23 protein-coding genes and 2 pseudogenes are annotated in these 16051 nt (G+C 45.4%); 10 read left to right on the top strand and 15 right to left on the bottom strand.

The genetic code is table 11. The features are described 5' to 3' along the window. Positions 1 to 533 (top strand): substrate-binding domain-containing protein (locus tag DSM107010_RS33065; RefSeq protein WP_338418748.1); only part of this gene is annotated, 533 nt, incomplete at its 5' end. A gap of 134 nt (positions 534 to 667) precedes the next feature. Here the strand turns inward: DSM107010_RS33065 and DSM107010_RS33060 are convergent. The 3 genes from DSM107010_RS33060 to DSM107010_RS33050 all read right to left on the bottom strand — a co-directional run bounded on the left by DSM107010_RS33060 (position 668) and on the right by DSM107010_RS33050 (position 2052). Beyond that, positions 668 to 916 (bottom strand): hypothetical protein, encoded by a 249-nt coding sequence (locus tag DSM107010_RS33060; protein WP_106167349.1) that lies wholly within the window; start codon positions 914 to 916, stop codon positions 668 to 670. 375 nt (positions 917 to 1291) lie between these two features. After that, positions 1292 to 1531 carry a hypothetical protein gene (locus DSM107010_RS33055; RefSeq protein WP_106167350.1) on the bottom strand — a complete coding sequence of 80 codons (240 nt, stop codon included), beginning with the start codon at positions 1529 to 1531 and terminating at the stop codon, positions 1292 to 1294. A gap of 233 nt (positions 1532 to 1764) precedes the next feature. Next, complete coding sequence (locus tag DSM107010_RS33050; protein ID WP_106167351.1) at positions 1765 to 2052, bottom strand: hypothetical protein; 288 nt, start codon at positions 2050 to 2052, stop codon at positions 1765 to 1767. A 583-nt stretch (positions 2053 to 2635) separates the two neighbouring features. Between DSM107010_RS33050 and DSM107010_RS33045 the strand changes: the two genes are divergently transcribed. Beyond that, positions 2636 to 4012 (top strand): alkaline phosphatase, encoded by a 1377-nt coding sequence (locus DSM107010_RS33045; protein WP_199755926.1) that lies wholly within the window; start codon positions 2636 to 2638, stop codon positions 4010 to 4012. A 116-nt stretch (positions 4013 to 4128) separates the two neighbouring features. Here DSM107010_RS33045 and DSM107010_RS33040 read toward each other — a convergent pair whose 3' ends face one another. The 4 genes from DSM107010_RS33040 to DSM107010_RS33025 all read right to left on the bottom strand — a co-directional run bounded on the left by DSM107010_RS33040 (position 4129) and on the right by DSM107010_RS33025 (position 5458). Then, positions 4129 to 4347 (bottom strand): hypothetical protein, encoded by a 219-nt coding sequence (locus DSM107010_RS33040; RefSeq protein WP_127025010.1) that lies wholly within the window; start codon positions 4345 to 4347, stop codon positions 4129 to 4131. Positions 4348 to 4517: 170 nt separating this feature from the next. Next, a complete protein-coding gene (locus tag DSM107010_RS33035; protein ID WP_106167353.1) occupies positions 4518 to 4742 on the bottom strand; it encodes a hypothetical protein in 225 nt (74 codons plus the stop codon). Positions 4743 to 4783: 41 nt separating this feature from the next. Continuing rightward, the gene (locus tag DSM107010_RS33030; protein WP_106167354.1) at positions 4784 to 5077 is read right to left on the bottom strand and encodes a hypothetical protein; all 294 of its coding nucleotides are present in this window, start codon (positions 5075 to 5077) and stop codon (positions 4784 to 4786) included. 3 nt (positions 5078 to 5080) lie between these two features. Further along, entirely contained in the window at positions 5081 to 5458 is a 378-nt protein-coding gene (locus tag DSM107010_RS33025; protein WP_181246342.1) for a helix-turn-helix domain-containing protein, read from the bottom strand. A gap of 277 nt (positions 5459 to 5735) precedes the next feature. On the opposite strand from DSM107010_RS33025, the gene DSM107010_RS33020 reads away from it, so the two are divergent. From DSM107010_RS33020 to DSM107010_RS33005, 4 genes are all read left to right on the top strand, one after another. Further along, a complete protein-coding gene (locus tag DSM107010_RS33020; protein WP_106167355.1) occupies positions 5736 to 6647 on the top strand; it encodes a helix-turn-helix domain-containing protein in 912 nt (303 codons plus the stop codon). Then, complete coding sequence (locus DSM107010_RS33015; RefSeq protein WP_106167356.1) at positions 6644 to 7177, top strand: hypothetical protein; 534 nt, start codon at positions 6644 to 6646, stop codon at positions 7175 to 7177. The genes DSM107010_RS33020 and DSM107010_RS33015 overlap by 4 nt, the downstream gene beginning before the upstream one ends. A 264-nt stretch (positions 7178 to 7441) precedes the next feature. Next, on the top strand, positions 7442 to 8260 hold the full coding sequence (locus DSM107010_RS33010; RefSeq protein ID WP_106167357.1) for a DNA cytosine methyltransferase: 819 nt from the start codon (positions 7442 to 7444) through the stop codon (positions 8258 to 8260). A gap of 70 nt (positions 8261 to 8330) precedes the next feature. After that, positions 8331 to 9209: a hypothetical protein gene (locus DSM107010_RS33005; protein WP_241994440.1), complete on the top strand. Its 879-nt coding sequence runs from the start codon at positions 8331 to 8333 to the stop codon at positions 9207 to 9209. A gap of 8 nt (positions 9210 to 9217) precedes the next feature. Here the strand turns inward: DSM107010_RS33005 and DSM107010_RS43360 are convergent, their stop codons facing one another. From DSM107010_RS43360 to DSM107010_RS41700, 4 genes are all read right to left on the bottom strand, one after another. Then, positions 9218 to 9346, bottom strand: coding sequence for a DUF4351 domain-containing protein (locus DSM107010_RS43360; RefSeq protein ID WP_322506325.1), 129 nt, complete (start codon positions 9344 to 9346; stop codon positions 9218 to 9220). A gap of 10 nt (positions 9347 to 9356) precedes the next feature. Continuing rightward, complete coding sequence (locus DSM107010_RS32995; RefSeq protein WP_106167359.1) at positions 9357 to 9914, bottom strand: cupin domain-containing protein; 558 nt, start codon at positions 9912 to 9914, stop codon at positions 9357 to 9359. 123 nt (positions 9915 to 10037) lie between these two features. Then, on the bottom strand, positions 10038 to 10265 hold the full coding sequence (locus DSM107010_RS32990) for a DUF4351 domain-containing protein (RefSeq protein ID WP_106167360.1): 228 nt from the start codon (positions 10263 to 10265) through the stop codon (positions 10038 to 10040). A gap of 11 nt (positions 10266 to 10276) precedes the next feature. Further along, positions 10277 to 10942, bottom strand: coding sequence for a DUF4351 domain-containing protein (locus DSM107010_RS41700; protein ID WP_241994439.1), 666 nt, complete (start codon positions 10940 to 10942; stop codon positions 10277 to 10279). A gap of 337 nt (positions 10943 to 11279) precedes the next feature. On the opposite strand from DSM107010_RS41700, the gene DSM107010_RS32980 reads away from it, so the two are divergent. Continuing rightward, positions 11280 to 11615: a XisI protein gene (locus DSM107010_RS32980; RefSeq protein ID WP_106167361.1), complete on the top strand. Its 336-nt coding sequence runs from the start codon at positions 11280 to 11282 to the stop codon at positions 11613 to 11615. Between the two features lie 81 nt (positions 11616 to 11696). On the opposite strand, the gene DSM107010_RS32975 is transcribed toward DSM107010_RS32980, so the two are convergent. Then, entirely contained in the window at positions 11697 to 12113 is a 417-nt protein-coding gene (locus tag DSM107010_RS32975) for a secondary thiamine-phosphate synthase enzyme YjbQ (protein WP_106167362.1), read from the bottom strand. Between the two features lie 284 nt (positions 12114 to 12397). Between DSM107010_RS32975 and DSM107010_RS32970 the strand changes: the two genes are divergently transcribed. Then, positions 12398 to 12646 carry a helix-turn-helix domain-containing protein gene (locus DSM107010_RS32970; RefSeq protein ID WP_106167363.1) on the top strand — a complete coding sequence of 83 codons (249 nt, stop codon included), beginning with the start codon at positions 12398 to 12400 and terminating at the stop codon, positions 12644 to 12646. A 57-nt stretch (positions 12647 to 12703) separates the two neighbouring features. After that, a complete protein-coding gene (locus DSM107010_RS32965; protein WP_106167364.1) occupies positions 12704 to 13471 on the top strand; it encodes a phospholipase D-like domain-containing protein in 768 nt (255 codons plus the stop codon). A gap of 139 nt (positions 13472 to 13610) precedes the next feature. On the opposite strand, the pseudogene DSM107010_RS32960 reads toward DSM107010_RS32965, so the two are convergent. The 3 genes and pseudogenes from DSM107010_RS32960 to DSM107010_RS32950 all read right to left on the bottom strand — a co-directional run. After that, positions 13611 to 13805: pseudogene (locus DSM107010_RS32960) on the bottom strand (GFA family protein); the annotation flags it as partial. 13 nt (positions 13806 to 13818) lie between these two features. After that, positions 13819 to 14505, bottom strand: a complete 687-nt coding sequence (locus DSM107010_RS32955; protein WP_106167366.1) for an HAD family hydrolase — start codon at positions 14503 to 14505, stop codon at positions 13819 to 13821. A gap of 135 nt (positions 14506 to 14640) precedes the next feature. Further along, a pseudogene (locus DSM107010_RS32950) lies at positions 14641 to 14927 on the bottom strand (GFA family protein); the annotation flags it as partial. 298 nt (positions 14928 to 15225) lie between these two features. On the opposite strand from DSM107010_RS32950, the gene DSM107010_RS32945 reads away from it, so the two are divergent. After that, positions 15226 to 16051: glutathione S-transferase family protein (locus DSM107010_RS32945; protein WP_127025004.1), on the top strand; the 826-nt coding region annotated here is incomplete at its 3' end.

The following is a 16051-nucleotide window of genomic DNA, read 5'->3' as shown; positions in this document are numbered from 1 at the left end:
TGACTCTTTCAGCAGAATCAGGCATTGAGTCATCTTACCGCGTTGTGTCCCTCATCTCCCCCGAAATTTTTCGCTCTCCTGTGGGACAAGAAGGGAAAAGCCGTACTGACTATAAGCCAAGTGCCAACGATGATGCTTTAGTACAAGGAGTTGCTGCTAATCCTAATGCTCTTGGTTATTTTGGTTATGCCTACTACTTAAAAAATCAGGATAAGTTGAAATTAATCGGAATTGATAGCGGTTACGGTTGCGTCCAGCCTAGTCCCAAAACAATTGCAGATGGTAGCTACCAACCCCTCTCGCGTCCAGTATTTATCTACGTCAAAAAAGCAGCGGCGGCGCGTCCAGAAGTTCATGCTTTGACTAACTTCTATCTCAATCCCGATAATGCCAATTTAGTCTTGCAAGTGGGTGATGTGCCGCTACCTAGTATTACGCTCAGAGCCGCAGCTAGCCGTTTTAATCGAGGAATGACGGGGACGAATTTTGGTGGTAGAGGTGCGGTAATTGGTGTAGCCCAAGAGGGTTTGTAATTGAGTGATGAGATTTGCATCTTCACAGTTGTCGCTCCCATAGAAGCATTTAGCCCGTATTTTAGTCAATGCGAACGCGCCTACAATCGACATCTAGTAGAGCATCAGGAGTCGTTCTATTTGCACTGAAGGAATTAATTAAGTAGAAGGTTTCGTAGGGTCGAGCGTTTCCTGGCTAGACGGCGCTCTAAAAATACTGTGACTTCAGACGGATGACAAAGAATTTGAGGAACATCGTTCACGATTAGCAACCACCTATCTCCAACTAATTGCAATCTCCATCCTTCCCCAGCTTGTTGGGGAAGGATCTGCCATTTACTTGGAATACTTAAGTCGCAAATAAACCCCCAAGCTTGAGCTTGACTTACTATACTATCATTCATAATTGCGATTTGAGTGTGGAATTACTTTTGACTCAAGTTCAAAAGACAGCAACCTCAGCTAAAGAAGTATTTGTTCGTCAGACTCACTCGGTCTGACGAACATCTAACCCTGACGATCGGTGTCACCAACATTGTCCTTCGCAGTCAAGGACAATTGTAACTATCTATACAGTGAATTTCTGACCAATGGCGTGAATGGTTATGACTTCCAGATCGGAATGAATCGTAGTGCAAGAGTGTAGAAGGAGTGCGATCGCTTTTCTGGGAAAAAATGTTACCTGACAAACTTATTAACTTAGACCGCTCTCCCTAGTTAGCTTACACTCTTTTGTACTGATAGAAATCTTGACCCACAAAGGGACGAGCTTCCCAAACTCACCCAGCACTTAAATTGGCTATTGTTATCTGGTTCTCTAGAGGCTCTTCTTTGCCAGTCGCATTCGATGACTCTGGAGTAGGTACATCAACATTTTCATCATCATCAACCGAGTCATTCAAGTCGTTGAGAGCTGCTCCAGAAGCTTCGGCGTTCGGGTTGGGGCTAATTAAACTTGGGTCAGAAGTTTCATGCACCGATAAATGAACTGGCGATTGATTATCTGGTATTTGAGTCATTGTAACAAGAGCACTAAACTAGCACAAAATCACTATTTACTTAGTTAAGACGAATACTCTTACCTGTTTCCTCTAGCAACAGATATAGGCTTAAAGTCATAGCTGTTTGCTTATGATTCAATGCCAAATTTTTCTTCTCCTTACCCAATCGAACCCCCGTCTTTTTGCCCGCCGTAAAACTCGGCTCCTTTTCAGACAGGGTTTTACGGCGGCTCCGCTCAAACTCTAAAATCTTACTTGCGCAGAGCGAAAGCTACCTTTTGAGATGCATCCAGACCCCAGACAGTTGCTGGATGACCGACACAGCGTTGACTAATAGCCCAGAGATAAGCATTAGGATGATTTGACTCCAACCACCGAAACACGCATTTTTGCTGCTCTTCGGTCAACTGTTTTGGCACTTGCGGCAAGCAATTAGCGACGAGTGCAATCTGACGAAGCGCTTCACTGACACTAGATCGATCCCTAGCAGCACACCATTGCTCAACTAGCGAATAAATTTGCTTGTCTGTTGCATCCACGAGCGAAATTCCTCTTTACAAGCATTTAGTCGCCACGCTCAGTCACCACCAATCAATAGCTGATTGCCATGAATGGGGATAATTAGAACTTTGTATACACGTTGACAAACTAATCCAATCTTCTCCTCTTCCAGAAGTCAGATTTGGAACTTGTCTGCTGGCACGAGTAGGGGTCGTGAGACAGAAGCTGTTACTAGGGGCAAGGTAACTAGAAAAAGTGCCGATCTTCTATTAGAATCGGCACTTTACCCCAGTTGAGTTACTCCAACTCGTGCTGACAAACCTTGCTGAACAAGCTTCTTCAGCACGAGCTGACTCGCACATAGCTCGGTTTTCTCTGCGCTAAAACTACGATTAAGGGTGCTGATGTTTTCTGCAAAACATCGGCACTGATGACTATTCTGATAGGATTTGAGAAAAATTCAACTTGTATTGAACAACAATTATTTTTGCAGTTCGCGTCAATTGTACGTGGACGCGAACACCGCTTGGGATGACAGATTGAACATTTGTTCTAGTTAGTGGTAAGCCCAAAAATAATTGATGCCAAATCACCATGTATAAGCGTGAGGAGCAGAGAGTTGTGACAAATTTCAGCAAATGGAAACTACTAGGTGCAGTACTGATTGGTACATTAGTAACTCCGCAGATTGTCTCCCTTGCTTGGGCTAAACCAGCATTTGCACAATCGTCTCCCAAGCCAACTGGCAATGGCGCGATCTTCTTTCATCCCGACGGCACTTCGGCTAGCCACTGGGATGCGACTCGTATTCTTCATTACGGTCCAGATGGAGAACTCAACTGGGATCGCCTGCCTTTTATTTCGCCCTATCGCGGTCATCTGTCAGACCAGTTAACTGGAACCTCCAATGCTGGTGCTGTAACTCATGCAACTGGTACTCGTGCCTACTCAGCCTCGTTTGGACTAGATCCTGAAGGCAATGAGTATGTCTCGGCTAACGGCACGACCAACACGATTATGGAAGAAGCTGTCAAAGCTGGTCTTGGTACTGCACTCGTCCAATCCGGTTCTTTGATTGAACCAGGCACGGCTGCCTTTGTGTCAGAAGCAAGAAGGCGGCAAGATTACGAAGAGATCGCTTTGGAGGTAGTTGAATCTGGTGTAGATATTATGCTGGGCGCAGGGGAAGAGTGGCTCTTGCCTAAGGGCATTCAAGGACGCTTCGGTATGGGCGCACGCACCGATGGACGTAACTTGATTGAGGAGTTAACAGCAGCAGGTTATAGGATTGTTTATACTCGCGACGAGCTGCTGAAGCTGCCCAAAGATGTCAAGAAAGTCTTTGGAGTCTTCAATGTGGAAGACACTTTTTACGACCAGCCAGAAGAAAAGTTGCGGGCGCAAGGGTTGCCTAATTACATTCCCAGCGCCCCAACAATTGCCGAGATGACTGAATTTGCACTCAGCCGCGTCTCGCGCGACAAACAAGGTTTTCTAGTGGTAATCGAGGAAGAAGGTACTGATAACTTTTGTAACAACCTCAACGCCTCTGGCTGCCTTGAAGCCTTCAAACGTGCCGACGATGCAGCAGGGACTATCCTCAATTTCATTGAGAAAAACCCTAAAACCTTTATGGTGACTGCAAGCGATAGTAACGCAGGTGGTATGGAGATACTTGATGTCGAATCGGCTGAAGAACCGCTGCCAGCCAATGATGAAACCAGTGGTTCCCCAATTGATGGTATAGATGGAACCGGAACTAAACCCTTCATATCTGCTCCCGATCTCAATGGTAATTCCTTCCCCTTTGCGATCGCTTGGGCATCCAGTGATGATGTGGGTAGCGGTGTCATTGCTCGTGCTGCAGGACTGAATGCAGAAAAACTAATGCCTACGACAGGCATTAGCAATACTGATATTTACCGTATGCTTTACTTCACTCTTTTTGGTGAGAGAATCCCGCGCGACAGAGAGACAAACACCCGTACAGGCAGATGAGCTAAGTCAATAAATTTGGCTGTGATCGCTATGCTGCTCAAAGGTTTCAGTTACTAGACCTGGGAGTAGATCTTCAACAAGAGTAGCGATGGCGCTACTCTTGTTGACTCAAGATATTATTTTGACTTGTGAGCTAGTAATTCCAAAAATTCAACTTGTGTCGGTGATTCTTCTAATGCCGCGTTCTGTGGCATCTGAGTCAGGATGCTACTCTTGACTCCTGACGTACAAATAGGACTTACATAACACACTCCTTGAGTGCAGAACGCTACTACACTACCGTTGAGCGCTTCAAAAACAATACCACTTCCTGATTCTCGCTTCGTGACAGACATCTTAGAAACCTTCTATATCAACAACAGCTATAAGGCTGACGCAGCTAGTACACTAGCGCCTCGTTAAGTTAGGATGCCCAACTGAACCCGTTAGTTCCGCATAGTTAAGCTTCCCTGGTTTGAAGACGCAGGGAAGCTTAAACGGATTGCGATCGCCCTCAAGATATTGCTCAGCTCGCCTCTTGCTCCAGCACAGATTCGTTGAGCCTAAGAGATAGACTTCCGGCGATCGCCTGTAACACGGAGGTAAGCGATCGCGAGTCCATATTCTCAACCATTTCTTCTAGCGTCTGCGATCGCGCTGTTACAGCTGTTCCCAGTAGAGTTTCAAAAAAATACTGCCTATCACCTTCTGGCATAGCCACCAGCAAGGTATTTAAATTATCCGTCGTCATTGAGACGTGACCTGGAGAAGCGGAGGCAATAGGGGGAGGAATTATCGATTCTCCATCCGATTAGCGATCGCTCTTACAATTCCTGCTATCCGCTTTCTGTTTGTAGGGGTCAATGGACAAACAGCGTTAACGTACGTTTGAGAATTACTAATCGTCACCTGGATGCTTCCATCCGACAGCAACCGTTTGATCAATTGAGCCTTCTTTTCAACCGATAAGCGATCGCACTGCCTAAAAAGCTTGCTTTCTTCAATATTGTTCTTTTGCCTGTTTTTCTCAATAAAGTTCTTTTGCTCTGTCACAGTGTTTTTCTTCGGCAGTCGTAAAGTAGCCATTTATCATACTGCCTCTGGAACTTGCTCTGATTCGGTAAATACACGGGAATCGCCGCTTTCAATCCAGTCAGCCACCAGGTTCAAAACTTCAGCTTTTTCCCGGGAAGAAGCAGCAAGAAATTGCGATCGCAAACTCGCTTTCGGTTTTACTCCGATTATCTGCGATAAATACCACTCACTAGCTTCATCTGGGACATGCGCCAACAAAGCAAGCAGTTTTGCCGAGCCTAAATCGACCTTTCCATTGCGAAAGCGGGAAACCATCATCTCAGACACACCTGCTGTTTCCGCTAGCTCCTTCGCGTTTATGCCAAACCGAACTAGCATTTCGCCAAATAGCTTTTGGTGTACCTCAATTTCCTGCTTCACAAAACTTTGCATAAACCCCCTAGTTGCCGGATATGATTACTGCTATTGTTATAGGGCAACCCAAAAAGCTGATTGGCTGGATGTTCCGATCGTATCAGGAAATATTTGAAATGGGTTGAGGCTACTTAAAAAATTCACCCCGTTCCAGTGTCACGGACGCGGGGCTTCATCAACTAAAAAAGACTATGGGAATAATACCACGGTTAAAACAATTTTCAAAGGACTGCACTAATTTAGCCGCCTTCGGCTGCAAACCTATCAGCCAAAAGGCAGAGATGGGGGTGGAGTAATGCAACCAGAACGGAAAATTAAGACTCCCTTGCACCTTCGCCTTACTACCAATGATTGGGTAGAGTGCTTTAAACAACTAACTAGAGCAGAACTAGGAGTTTTTTACTACATCCGCACTCTCGATCCCTATGGAGATCGCGATCTAGAAATTGATTGCTCAAAGGTTGGCGAACTACTAGGCATTCATCGTACCAGCGTTTCTAGGGCGCTGGAAGAACTGAAGAACAAAGGGCTAATCGATCTGGAAATTGAGAAAGCCAGAGTGCGGCAGAGAATCAACAACCGCAAGCTCACTTTATTAAGCGACCAAGAAAATGGGAGCAATCACGAGCTAGAAGAAGAAAATGGAAGTTGTGCGCCCACGCACAGCTCGTGCGCTGATGCACAACAGTGTGCGCCCACACACAAACAAGTGCGCCCACGCACAGACAAGTGCGCTGATGCACAACAGTGTGCGCCCACGCACAAATCAGAGGCTACAACTCAACCACAGCAAGAGTTACAGAACTCTTCATACTCTCATACTTACTCAGACTTTATTCAGACTCTCTCAGACAGCGAGAGAGAGAATTTTGAAAAGTTTGTTAGAGATGAATGGAAGAAGCTGACAGCCAGGAATGGAGAATCAGGAGAGGAGATCGTCAGCCTAGAACGCTTCCTTGCCCGTGAGGAAGATCTCAAGAATTGGCATCAAAGATTTTTAAGTTCCGCCGCTGGCAAAGAAGCCAAGAAGAAGGCGATCGCGACTAGCCACGACTGGCGAAATGACCTGCGCTTTAGTGAATGGATTTGGGAAGCCTTCAATCGCGGCTACGAGTGGGTACACGAAAACGAAGCGGAGCGAGAGCAGCGTAAAGCCTTTTACGACTGGGCGATGGCAACTAATGCATTCGAGGGGGTGTGTCTATGAATCTTCCCCAACTGCCCCGCGAACCCATCCGCCCCGAACTGGAAAACCCAACAGACAAGGAAATATGGGTTCCCAAATGGAGATGCTTTTGCTGTCGAGATACTGGGCTGGTAGGACTAAATCTAGTGCGCTTGGCGATCCCAAACTACGACCAATGCCGTGATAAACCTGTGGCTTGCCAAAACCCAAGATGCTATGCGGGTTCGGACTATAGGGGCGACCCCAACTATGACCAGCGTTTCACGGTGGGAATTTGCACGGAACTAGACAAAAGAAGCCGAGAAGACTGGCAGCGCACGGCAGAGAGTCATTTCAAAACAATTCAAAATCGTGTTGTGGACGCTTCGAGAGGAGTGAATCTCAGAAAGCGCGATGGTCGCGAAGCGAACCGCCTTCGGCATCGCACTTCAGATGAGGAAATCGTTGCTAACAAACGACATGAATTAGCTTGCAGTGCAGACCCAGAAAAATTAGAGGAGGCAGACTTATCTCTTGATGAGTGCGAGGAGAAGGCGTATGACGAGTTCTAGGGAAAAAGCTAATCCATCACCTATTACCCGTTACCCATTACCTATTACCTTGACTCCCGACTCCCGAACGCCAGTTCGCAAGAGCGGGAGAACCCCCGCAAGCGACTGGCTCCTCCCAACTCCCCAAGTAGGGGATCGCATTCGGATTAACGATCTGCATTTTGTCTGTGCTGGAATGGAGTTTGAGATAGACGGGGTAGATCTTGATTGGGTACGCACGACAGACAACAGCCTATTTCACCGCGATTATTTTGACGTAATTGAATGCTCCTTACCCAACTCGATCTTTGTTCGGGAGTCGGTGCAGGCTTTCCCGCCGCTGGCATCGTCACCGGAGGATTTAACCTCGTCGGACTGTGCGACCTCATCGCCGACCGAGAGCATGGATATATCAGAGATATCCTGCTGTCCCGCTTCCCCTGCATCCCCATCTTCCACGATGTCAAGGAGCGAAGTCACTGGAGATCGTGGAGGGGACAATTGCCAAGTCTCATCTCGGCTTCACCCCCATGTCCGCCATTCTCCCTTGAAGGAAAAAGATTGGGAGCAGACGACCCAAGGGATTGCATTCCAGCAGTCGTGGATGCGATCGCCATCCTCCAACCAAAGTTTGCCGTCATCGAAAACGTCCCAGGTTTGCTCACCTGCTCAATTAGACCAGGGCAACCACCAGGTTCATATTTCAGACACTTGCTCCGAACCCTTGACACCATCGGGTACGATGCGGAATGGGTTTGTGTTTCCAGCGCCTACTTTGAAACGCCCTGGATTGGCGAAAGGCTATTGTTGGTTGCCACGTCCAGGAGCGTTGTCCAACAATTTAAGCAAGAGCCGTCCCCCTGGGACGAGCAAGTTCGAGGGCAAGTGCAAGCAGTTAGGATTGCTGGGGAGGAATCAAGTAGCCAATCCCGAATTTTTAGAGGCGGTTTTCGGATTGCCGATTGGGTGGACAGACCCATCGGAGTTAAGAGCGGCGACTCAGTTGTTAGGCAACGCCGATCTGCACTTGGGAACTGCCTCGATCCAAGACTGGCAGCGATCGCACTCCGGCGCGTCCTCTACCTCAATAGCCTCATCAAGTGACAGCGTTGCAGATATTTCAGATCTGGTGACAGACAACTCAACCCTAATTGTTAAGCGTGGAGAGCGGGCTGTGTCTACGAAACCTAATCGCGTCCGCGAACCCGACCCAGAACCATACGATGAATCGAGTTTAGTCAAAGCTGAATCGGTTCAAGTAGAAGTGTTGGAAGAACTGGATGAAGATGAGGAGCGCGATCGCCATCGTCTAGAGTTGCGAGTAGAAAGGGCATTCTACGAAGCGGGCGTAGCTCTGCGGGAATTGAGAGATAGGAGATTGTATCGTTCTACCCACAAGACTTTTGAAGATTATATCAGAGAGCGATTTGGTTACAGTCGGATTACTGCCCACTATAAAATCGCGGCGGCGGCTGTTGTCGATAATTTGTTAACCAATGGTGAACAAATTTTGCCTACCAATGAACGCCAGGTGCGCGACTTAATGAAATATACTCCAGAGTTACAATGCTCGATTTGGAGTCAAAGCGTAGAAGAAGCTGGGGGCAAGGTTCCTAGCGGTCGCATCGTCAAAGGGATTGTCGAGCAGCTCAAAGAAAAGCCTCTGGTGAATGCCAAAAACTACTGCCAGGTTGGTGATGTATTCACCTTAGTCAGGCTAGAAGGTAAAGAAAAGAAATATAACGGTTGTTGGGCGATCGCTATCGAGCCAAGAGACTTTACAGTAATTGTTAACGTACACGACACGACTCTTATTGTGAAGCCAGAAAACTTGAATAAAATTGATTCTCCCGAAGCCCATCGCCAACTACCTCAGATTTTGCAGCGGATAAGGAGAGTCAGAGAAGTACCAGGATTTCGCGATCGCGTAGCTTACACTATGCTGGAGCATATGGGCAAACAGACTTATCTCACGCCGTTGGAGGAGAAGATTTTACAGGTAATCGAGCGGGAATATGGAGTTGAGGATGTCGATCGAGAAGTAGGAAGTTGAAGCGTATCCTACGACTGATTTTGTAACCAAGCGGCAAGATCGTCTGCATTATTGAAGTCTAGTAATGCAACTCCCAATTCTTCAAGCTGGGGAGTGGTTAAATTTTGAACTTGAAGTTGCAAATCTAAAGTGAGTATACCAATTCATCTATCCAGTAAACGTAGGGTCTACAGTAAGGCTTCTTCTCGCTTTCCTTCTTGGAGAATTTCTTGATACATTGGTGCTTCTCTCATCATATCTGCGCTCAAAAACTGACTTAACTTTCCACAATGGGTTGTAAGGTACAGTCTTTTCCTGTTCGTTTGGATCGTTACGCGCGGCTAGCACGTAAACGGGTTCTGTGGCGCTCAGATTCCGCGGCTGATGGGGAACGCCTGGGGGAGTAAAAATGAAATCCCCAGCTTCGCACACTCGGCAGTGCTGGAGTCCCTGCCCGTAACAGACTTCGACCCGACCCTTGAGAAGATAAATTGCCGTTTCATGCTCTGGGTGAAAATGTGGCTCGGCAGTTCCACCAGGAGGAATAATCGCGAGATTCATCGAAATTCCCTTCGCCCCTGTTGTACTTGCGGAAATGCCAACAAAATGGGACAGCCGATCGCCAGCCAGCGTTGCCGCGTCGGGGCGCACGATCGCGATCTCGATTGGCTTTCGCTCGATGGGTTCGCGGGTATCAGGAGGATTGGCAGATGTATTTTCTATCATGAGGTACTCTTCCTTCGAGATGATTTGAGAGCGGTACAATTCAGTCTCCCAATTACGTGAGGAATGAGTTGAAAGAACAGCGATCGCCCTACTATATCGATCTCTACGATGAGTAAATAGTCATTATGCAAATTGGTTTTGCAGCCAAGCAGTTAGATCGGCAGCATTGTTAAAGTCCAGTAGGGCAACTCCCAATTCTTCAAGCTGAGCAGTAGTCAGATTTTGAATTTGAGTTTGCAACTGGGGCGCAACTTCGCCAATCCGTCTCATTAGTAAGCGCAGCGTGAGTAACAAAGCTTCTTCTCTCTTTCCTCGTTCCAGGATCTCTTGATAGACTACTGACTCTTTCATGATGTCCTCTCTCAAGAAATATTGTTTTGCAACCAAGTAGTCAAGTCAGAAATACCTCTAAAATCCAACAACGCTACTCCCAACTCCTCAAGCTGGGGAGTCGTTAGGTTCTGGAGTTGAGCTTGTATTTCTGGAGCAACAGTACCAATTCTCCGCGTCAGTTGGCGAACAATCAATGATAAGGCTTCCTCTCGCTTTCCTTGCTGTATGCCTTCACGGATAATTCCTTGATAGATTACTGATTCTTTCATAATGTCTTCTCTCAAGTATTGGCGAATAATGTTTTCTTCAAATCTCAAGCCTGCAAGTACTTCTACACAAGCAGAAATATCGCGCTTTTTCTCCCGCTCCTCAATCATATCCAATTGAGCTGCAACTCGCTCCAACAAAGTATTCGGGGAATCGGATTGAGCCAGTGTTGCCAAAGGTAACAACGCAGGATTTGCTAGTAAAGGAGTTGGGTCTTGCTCCCACAATCGTATAACTTCATAGCGATATCTAACACTATCAGTTATCAACTGGTCGGTGTATGCTGCTGCTGCGGTGGTACGTTTCAAAAAGATAACGAACTGATCGACTGGACGATTGTATTGTCGATAAAGTCTTACATAGTAATCCAACATCCGTAGAGGCAAGGGTGGAACTGAGATGGTTTCTACCTGAAACTCTAAATGCAAAATTCGTTCCTGGGGGCGCAACAAGGCAACGAAATCAGCGCGAATTGGTTCGACACTTAATTCAGTCTTGAGGATTTCAGCGTCAGTTGTGGTTTCACCTAAAACTCAATTGATAAAGCTTTCAGGATACTGTTCGGAAAGATATTTGCAAATATTATCAATAGACATTTAAACTCAAGATACAACTACTACTAAAGCTAAAGCTTTAGATAAAATTATCATATCAAAAAATCAAGGCTTTTATGAGTATTTTTGGTTCTTTAAATATCTTTAGTTAAGACGTTTTGCTACACTATTAAAAATAGAATTTATATATATTTACTCAGCTAAAAGTCAGATGGCAAAGTTAGAAGAATATCGCCAGCACGTTCAGCAACTACTGACAAAGTATAGTAGCTATAAACCTGCTTATGGAGATGTTGAAGTTGAGACAATTTTTGACACGAAGCAAGACCGCTATCTAATTGTTAGTGTTGGTTGGGAGAGTAAGCACCGAGTCTATGGCTGTTCCATACATATCGACATCAAAGATGAGAAGATCTGGATTCAACAGAATAGAACGGAAATAGATATCGCTAAAGAGTTGGCTGCTTTAGGAGTTTCAAAACAGGATATCGTGATTGGATTTCATTCTCCTACGATACGAAAGTTTACGGAGTTTGCTGTGGGTTAATGAGATTACCTGTTTGCTTCCAGGCATATATGGGTTTCTGATGTTTCAGATTTTTGCGCTCGTCTCATGACGATTCAGCTATTATTCTCCATAAACAGTCACAATAATTTTTCTTTGACGCGGTTTAATGTCACATTCTAGGTGAAAGATTTGTTGCCAGGTTCCTAACTCTAACTTACCGTTGTGTACTGGCACAGTTAGAGATGGACCAAGCCACGTTGCCTGTAAATGAGAATGTCCGTTGCCGTCATGCCACATCTGTTCGTGTCCGTATTCTCGGCTCGGTGGAATCAGCTGATTTAGGAGTTCGGGTAGGTCGCGTTGCAGTCCTGGCTCAAATTCAATCGTGCCGATGCTTGCCGTACTACCAATGTTGAAAATGTGAACTATTCCCGTTTTAATCCCAGAATTTTTCACAATTCGACTAACTTCATCGGTTAGATCGTGCATATCTCCATGACTTGTTGTGGAAATTTCGATTTGCGACTGATGAACCATAATTAATGATAATTCTCCACTTTCTAGTCATGTTACATAAAAGCTTCCTGTCTGTAACAACCAGGCGATTGCTTCCTTTGACTCAGGTAAAGCAGGGGTAATGGTACAGTTAGTCAAGTGCGATCGCAGCATCTCCAAATTAAAATTTCATGAAGTCCTTAGTAGACACTGATCTTTTTAGATTTCGGTGTAATCGCTGCCGATCTCTTCAATAAGAGCAAATAGGATACATAACATAACGCAACAAATTATGCGTTGAATAACGCACCCAAGGATTCAGCCAGATGCCCGTTAAGAAAACACTTGTAGCCAGTCAGCCACAGATCGGCAACCTGATTCGAGAGCTGCGGTTGGAAACAGAGTTGACGCAAGAGGAGTTTGCCGCAGAGCTAGGCGTTACTTGTTCTTCGGTGAATCGCTGGGAGAATCAGCGCGGCAAACCTTCAAAACTAGCTCTAAAGCTGATTGAAGAGATGCTGCAAACAATGGGCGATCACGGTCAGGAATTGTTGCAGAAGCATTCAGCAAGATAGTGTGACACACATCTGAGGGTCTCAAGTTTTCAATAAGAAAGTAGCTATTCGTGAAATATGAGGAAATTTATATTTGTCATACCTTCTCAACAGTTTGGGAAAAATCTAGAGCAAGAGATATCTAGTCTAAAGCAGCAGTTAGTTGAGCGCGTAACTGCAAAATATTTAGAGGCTATTTTGAACGAGATTCAAGAGAATTTGTTAGGGCAAATCGATGTAAATATTGAAAGACGAATAGCTCAAATTAATCAGCTATTAGAAACTACTCAGTCAAATTATAAGTACGAACTAGTATATGAACGTTCTGGAAGCTGCAAAGTTTTATTGGAATCCCTTCAGAAAGCCCAGCATCGGTTAATCTTAGTATGTCCGTGGATTGGTTGGGCAATTGATTCCAAGATGATTAATGAGTTTGAAAAATTACTGAAAAGCAACATTTCAATTAATATTGGTTGGAGACGTTTACAAGATATTAACGAGAGCAATCACCGCGATTTTAAGTCTGACTCCATTCGCCAAAAACTCTATTTGTCCTCAAATTTCTATGACGCTCTACCTAAACTAGAAGTTTTAGAACAGAAGTATCCCCAATATCTCAAACTAAAAATATTAGGAACTCATGCAAAATATTTAGTATGTGATGATTGTTTTGCTATGCTTGGAAGCCATAATTTTTTAACTTCTGAATCTGAAAAAAAAGAAGGTGAGTTAGGAATAAAAACTAATGATAGCCGGATTGTATCAGATTTAATTAAACTGTTCGATCGAGCAGATGATTTAGAATTAATTGCTCAAAATAATATGGTTGATGACATTCCTTTTTGAAATTGAATCTAGATGTTAGAATGAGGAGTATTTTTGCCAAGAGATAACAACCTTGTTTGCCCCAGCTAGCGGTTAGATAGCACTAGACATAGTTGGAAAGGCAAAGAGGTGCGATCGCTCGACCTTCGCATTCCTGTTACTACTCCTCTGTTTCATCCCCCAGACCAAGCCTTTCATGCCACTGGGCAATAGATTCATCGGGGTAACGTTGATGGTAGCGATCGCCCCCAACTTCAGGAATCTCTACCCAACTCGCTGCAAAGTCAAGCATGATGTGGGTGTGTTCTGGTGGTTTGGGTAAATCGGTGTCAATTTCTCCAGCTTCGGGATGCAACCCCTGCCGGGGACTACTTGAGCGGCGAGGAGTCGTAGCGTGCCAGCAGATCGGCTATATTTTGGTAGATGGCAATACAACCTGCTTGACGTAAGTTTTCTGCTGAAAAACCACCAGAAAGTACACCAATCGTGCGTAGATTCGCCTTACTTGCAGCTTCTGCGTCATAGGGTGTATCGCCCACAACAATCACACGATCGGGAGCAATACCACCTAATTTATCCAGCGTGACCAAGAAGACATCCGGCTCTGGCTTAGACGATTCCACCTCGGTGGTAGTGGTTGCAGCATCGACCAGTTCTTTAACATTCAGGAGCTGTATGTAGGTTGCCAGATCGTCCTTTGTCGCAGAGGAAGCTAGAGCAAGGCGCTTGCCATCTGCTTTGATTCGTAAAAATAGCTCACGCACTTGAGGAAAAGCTTTGATGCGGGGATGATATTCATGCTTGTAGAGTTCCCGACGGTAATCTCGCATACGTTCGCCTTTAGTAGGGCTTTGATCGTCATCTGATTTATTCAGTTCTTCAACTGAGAAGAAGACGGGCATTAACTTGTCACTGCCTTTACCAATTTGGGCGCGGATCTGCTCGTAAGGAATTTGATGACCAAAATGTTGGAAGGTTCTCTCCCATGACTGCGCGTGAAAGTCAACAGTATCAACCAGTGTTCCGTCGATGTCGAAAATTACAGCTTCGATCACAAATTGCTTGCCCTGATGTTAAGTGGTAAAACGTATAATGCACATTGCAGCAGAATTAGCAGTAGAAATGTTCTGCCAAAAGATAGGTAGAGTGGCGCTTTACGAGGTACGGTAAATGTATACAAGATACAACCGATCGTAAACCCACAAGCACGAGCCGCAATGACGGTAGAAACGGCGTTTGCTTTGGCTTTGATGTGGTTGTGGATCTTCAGGATTCTGAATTTTAGCGCGGTAAACGGTAATATTTTCCTCACCCTCTACCTTCAGAGTCGTGTTATCGCCAGCGAGATTAATGGCATAGCCATTAATCTCGCTGTCTTGCGGCAAATCGAGCAACAACAACGCATATAGGGATAGGGGTGGGGGCTGTTGACACTAAAGCGTACCGCTCCACAATGACAAGAACCGAGTAGTAACATGGCGCTGTCCTTGGCTAAACTTCTCGATTCAGAATAGGTTTTCTGGAATCAAGCGTGCGTGTCGTGAAGTTATAGATAACAATTCAATTTTAAATTTAAATCTCTATGTGTTACCTGGGGTGCAGTTTCAAATTGCACCCCAAATTATTTGCGATTGTTCTAATACTCTAGACTGCTGCAAGCGCACTTAATAGGAACGCTCAAAAAAACGACAACTTAAGACTACTCAGATAGCACTTTTATCAAATTATATAAAGCAGCAAAGGCATAATTGCACCAACATATTTAGGAGGGAAGTATGGCGGGAATGATGGTTGCAGGTAAATGGATAACCGATGAGAACGAGCAAAATCAAAGCGTTGATTTCCATGAGATCTCAACAACGTTTCGCGATCGCGTGACTAGAGACGGAAAGAGCGGGTTTAGGGTAGAAGCTCTACGCTATCACCTCTACGTTTCTTTGGCGTGTCCGTGGGCGCACCGCACCTTGATCATGCGCGAACTCAAAGGGTTGAACGATGCCATTTCAGTTTCTATCGTCGATCCGATTATGAGCGATAAAGGCTGGATGTTTAGTCAAGCGCCAGGAGCTATTCCTGACTGGGTGAATCACGCTCAATATTTGCAAGAGATTTACCTCAAAGCCGATCCCAAATACACGGGACGAGTCACTGTTCCCGTCTTGTGGGATAAGCAATCTCAAACCATCGTCAATAACGAATCTCGCGAGATCGTGCGGATGTTTGACGTGGAGTTTGCTTCATTGGCAACTCAGCAAGTAGATTTATATCCACACGACCTACAACAGCAGATCGATGAAACCATTGATGCAATCTATCTACCAATCAATGCTGGTGTTTATCGCGCTGGATTTGCGACATCACAAGCCGCCTACGAAGAAGCCGTGACCCAACTCTTCGAGAATTTAGATCGATGGGAAACTGTTCTAAGCAAGCAACGGTATTTATGTGGCGATCGCTTAACTGAAGCCGATATTTGCATGTTTCCAACGCTGTATCGCTTCGACTCGGTGTATTACAGTCACTTTAGGCGGTTTCTATCAAACAGAATACCAGTTGAGCTAAGATGCAATTATGCGCTCAACCTTGTAGGAGCAAAGCCTT

The sequence above is a fragment of the Chroococcidiopsis cubana SAG 39.79 genome (assembly GCF_003991895.1).
In the GTDB taxonomy this organism is placed as follows: domain Bacteria; phylum Cyanobacteriota; class Cyanobacteriia; order Cyanobacteriales; family Chroococcidiopsidaceae; genus Chroococcidiopsis; species Chroococcidiopsis thermalis.
This window is presented reverse-complemented; position numbering and strand designations above follow the sequence as displayed.